Origin of the sequence: Methylobacterium sp. WL18 (genome assembly GCF_008040015.1) — a bacterium.
Lineage (GTDB): Bacteria > Pseudomonadota > Alphaproteobacteria > Rhizobiales > Beijerinckiaceae > Methylobacterium > Methylobacterium mesophilicum.
In genome coordinates, this window is sequence record NZ_VRVD01000589.1 from 1 (window position 1) to 2,908 (window position 2,908).

General features: G+C 70.1%; 4 protein-coding genes. 2 read left to right on the top strand and 2 right to left on the bottom strand.

Annotated elements, in window-relative coordinates; all coding sequences use genetic code 11:
- Window positions 1–119: 119 nt before the first annotated feature.
- Window positions 120–554: a hypothetical protein gene (locus FV228_RS25435; protein ID WP_246694026.1), complete on the bottom strand. Its 435-nt coding sequence runs from the start codon at window positions 552–554 to the stop codon at window positions 120–122.
- Between the two features lie 191 nt (window positions 555–745).
- Here FV228_RS25435 and FV228_RS25440 point away from each other — a divergent pair, with 191 nt between their 5' ends.
- A complete protein-coding gene (locus FV228_RS25440) occupies window positions 746–2,059 on the top strand; it encodes a capsule biosynthesis protein (RefSeq protein ID WP_147857091.1) in 1,314 nt (437 codons plus the stop codon).
- 101 nt (window positions 2,060–2,160) lie between these two features.
- Entirely contained in the window at window positions 2,161–2,442 is a 282-nt protein-coding gene (locus FV228_RS25445) for a hypothetical protein (protein ID WP_147857092.1), read from the top strand.
- A gap of 230 nt (window positions 2,443–2,672) precedes the next feature.
- Here FV228_RS25445 and FV228_RS25450 read toward each other — a convergent pair.
- Window positions 2,673–2,908: helix-turn-helix domain-containing protein (locus FV228_RS25450; RefSeq protein ID WP_187277902.1), on the bottom strand; the 236-nt coding region annotated here is incomplete at its 5' end.

The window sequence follows — 2,908 nt, forward strand, 5'->3', positions numbered from 1 at the left end:
GGCGCGGTCGCCGCTCACGGCCGGACCGTGCGGGATGTGCGCCGAGTGGCGGGCAAGGGCGAGGGCTCCAGGTTGCGCCGGCCGCGAATCCGGCGGTGATTCGGCAGGTGTCACCGCCGCTAGGGGCGTATTGGGGCCGAATTCGGGGGGCGCCGCTGCGGTAGCACGGGGCGCAGCACCGCGGCGAGGGCCTCTTCGGGCTTGGAACCCGGATCGAGCAGCACGACCCGGCCGGCCGCCAGGCTCGCCCCCGTGGCCACCGCCACCGCCCGCTTGGGACAGGGTCCGAGGCAGCCGGACTCGACGATGCAGAGCTTGGTCCTGTCGGCGAGCAGCCCGTCCTTGGCGGCCTGCTTGGCCGCGCCCTTCAACAGCGCCCGCACCGCGCGCGGACGCAGGCCCTGCCGCTTGGCGCATTTGGCGCACACCACCACGACCTCGGTCAGCTTGGTCTTGGCGAGTCGGGTCTTGGAAAGTCGGGTCTCGGCGAGCTGGGTCTCGGCGGCCTTCGTCGCGGCCGGGCGGCCGGGAGAGACGCTGGGGTCTGTCATCATCGGGAGACTCTACGGTGCGATACCGGGCCCGGCTACCTTGCCCGTCGCCGCGGTGCGGCCCGCCGTGGCGGGGCGAGGGGCGGGTGCCTTAAAAAGGGCCGAAAAGAACGGGATTCCGGAGCCGCGCACGGGCCGCCCTCCGGCCGGCTTCGCGGTGGCGGATCCGGCGCAGACCCAGGAACAGTGAGCGGATGAGCTTCGACGACGTCAAGGACGACACGCGCGAAGGCGAACTCGTGACGTTCGCGCCATCGACGATGACCGAGCTGCGCCACGGCGCCGAGACGATCCGTCCGGTGCCGGAGAAGCGTGGCGCCCGGGCTCTGATGGCCGCGGCACGCGAGCGCCTCGATTGGACCCGGCTGCCCGGCCTCGGCCAGCGCCGGGAGGACACGTCGAGCTACGGCGCGCGGGTGATCCGCCGGGTCAGCCTGTTCGTGCTGCTGCCGACCCTGGTGATCGGCCTGTACCTGTTCGGCTTCGCCTCCAACCAGTACATCGCCGAGGCCCAGTTCGCGGTGCGCGGCAACGTCGAGCCGATGGAGAACATCTCGCTCGGCCAGTACACGAACCTGATTCAGAAGCACAACAGCCAGGACAGCTTCATCGTCCGCGACTATATCGAGAGCCAGACTCTGGTCGAGGCGCTGGAGAAAAGCATCGGCATCTCGAAGATGTTCTCCCGCTCCGAGGCGGATTTCTGGGCCCGGTTCGACCCGAAGGATCCGGTCGAGGACCTCACCAAGTACTGGCGCAAGCACGTCGAGGCGCACATCGATTCGATTTCGGGCGTGATCCGCCTGTCGGTGCGGGCCTTCACCCCCCAGGACGCCCTGACCATCGCCAACGAGGTGGTGACCCGGGCCGAGGCGCTGATCAACGACATCTCGAAGCGCGCCCAGGCTGACATGGTCAAGCAGGCCCAAGCGGATGCGACGGTGGCGCAGGAGCGCCTGCGCAAGGCGCATCTCGGGCTGCAGAGCTTCCGCAACCAGTGGGGCGTGATCGATCCGATCAAGACCGCCGAGGGGACGCTGACCACGCTCACGATCCTGCGCAAGGAGAAGCTCAAGCTCGAGACCGACCTGCAGGTGCTGCGCGGCTCGAACCTCGATGAGCGCTCGCGCTCGATCCAGACGCTGGCCTCCAACGTCGCGGCGATCGAGCAGCAGATGAAGACGCTGCAGGACGAATTGACCAATGCCGGCGCGGCCGCGGGCGGCGGCACCAACCTGACCGAGGCGCTGCTCCAGTACGAGGGCCTGCTGGTCGAGCGGACCATCGCGGAAAAACTCGAGGAATCGGCGAACATGCTGCTCGACCGGGCCCGCATCTCGGCCAGCAAGCAGCACATCTTCCTGGCGACCTTCGTGCCGCCGGTCCTGCCGACCGACAGCCTCTACCCCGAGCGGGGCCACACCCTGATCGTCGCCTTCTTCTGCTTCTTCGTGCTCTGGAGCTCGTCCTCGCTCCTGATCGCCGGCATCCGCGACCAGCGGATGTGAGCCGGCACCGCGGGGTCTGGATCCCGCGGCGCGCGGTCTGTAGAGGGAGACGGTCCGGCCTCCCGGGCCTCCCCCGATCGATGAGCGAAGTCTAACGGTCCATGTCGGATTTCTCCGATCTCGTCGCGAAGGCGATCCAGCCCTCGATGAACCGGGCGGAGCGCGAGGCGGTCTACACGGTCGTGCGCCAGGCCGTGCTCCGCCTGCAGGAGCGCGAGGCGCTGCCCCCGGACGATCCGCGCGTCGCGCTGCAGCGCCACCTCGTCGAGGAGACGATCCGCGACGTGGAGGGCGACGTCGCCCGCTACGAATCCCTGCGCAAGCTCGACGCGGCCTTCGCGGCCCAGACCGAGGCGCACAAGGGGGCCCGCGGCCGGCGCTGACGGGGCCGCGGCTCGGGGCGCTTCTCCCGTGCGCGCCGACGGCGTGCCGAGGAGCGGACGGATATCCAACAAACGCCCCTCATCCTGCGGTGCGGCCGCGGAAGCGGGCGCCTCGAAGGATCGCTCCAGGGATCGCGCGGCCGGCGGGAGGGCTCCTTCGAGGGCTCCGCGTCGCTACGCCACCTCAGGCTGAGGGGGATGGATGGGATGGCCGTCGGGCGATCCGCCGCCTACCCGTAAGCCGCGCTCGCCCGGACGGCGCCGGGCTCGGCCACGTCGAGGCCGGCCGAGACGTACTCGTTCAGCTTGTTGCGCAGGGTCCGGATCGAGATGCCGAGGATCTTGGCCGCATGGGTGCGGTTGCCGAGGCAATGGTCGAGGGTGTCGAGGATCAGGTCGCACTCGACCTGCGCCACGGTCCGGCCGACCAGGCCGCGGGTGGCGGCTTCCGCGGCCTGCACGGCGC